The 771-nt window shown below is 67.8% G+C and carries 1 protein-coding gene; it reads left to right on the top strand.

Going from position 1 to position 771, the window contains the following annotated elements:
• Window positions 1-52: 52 nt before the first annotated feature.
• On the top strand, window positions 53-771 hold a 719-nt coding region (pyrH, locus tag P2P98_RS02855; RefSeq protein WP_275797029.1), incomplete at its 3' end, for a UMP kinase.

The following is a 771-nucleotide window of genomic DNA, read 5'->3' as shown; positions in this document are numbered from 1 at the left end:
TTCGAGTCCGCCGCCAGGCAGATAGTTTGGATGGAACGAGAGGACATGACACGTGATCGATGAAGCGACCAAGCGCCGCCGGGTGCTCCTGAAGCTGTCGGGTGAGGCATTCGGCGGAGGCCAGCTCGGGGTCAACCCCGACGTGGTCAGCCAGATCGCACGAGAGATCGCCGAGGCGGTCGATCGTGTCGAGATCGCGATCGTCGTGGGCGGGGGGAACTTCTTCCGCGGCGCCGAGCTCAGCCAGCGCGGAATGGACCGCGGCCGTGCCGACTACATGGGCATGCTCGGGACCGTGATGAACGCCCTCGCCCTCCAGGACTTCCTCGAGCAGGCCGGCGCCGCCACACGCGTGCAGTCCGCCATCTCGATGACACAGGTCGCGGAGCCCTACATCCCGCGTCGCGCCGTGCGCCACCTCGAGAAGGGTCGCGTCGTCATCTTCGGCGCCGGTGCGGGCCTGCCGTACTTCTCCACCGACACGGTCGCGGCGCAGCGCGCGCTCGAGATCGGGGCCGTCGAGGTCCTGGTGGCCAAGAACGGCGTCGACGGCGTCTACACGGCCGATCCTCGCCTCGATCCGTCCGCGACGAAGCTCGACCACCTGACGTACAACGACGCGCTGCAGAAGGGGCTGAAGGTCGTGGACTCGACCGCCTTCAGCCTGTGCATGGACAACGGCATCGACATGCGCGTGTTCGGGATGGAACCCGAGGGCAACGTCACGCGCGCGCTCCTCGGCGAGACGATGGGGACGCTCGTCACCGCGTG

The organism is Microbacterium sp. Kw_RZR3 (genome assembly GCF_029222405.1).
In the GTDB taxonomy this organism is placed as follows: Bacteria; Actinomycetota; Actinomycetes; order Actinomycetales; family Microbacteriaceae; genus Microbacterium.
Note: the sequence above shows the minus strand (reverse complement) of the source record. Positions and strands in the feature narration are given on the sequence as shown.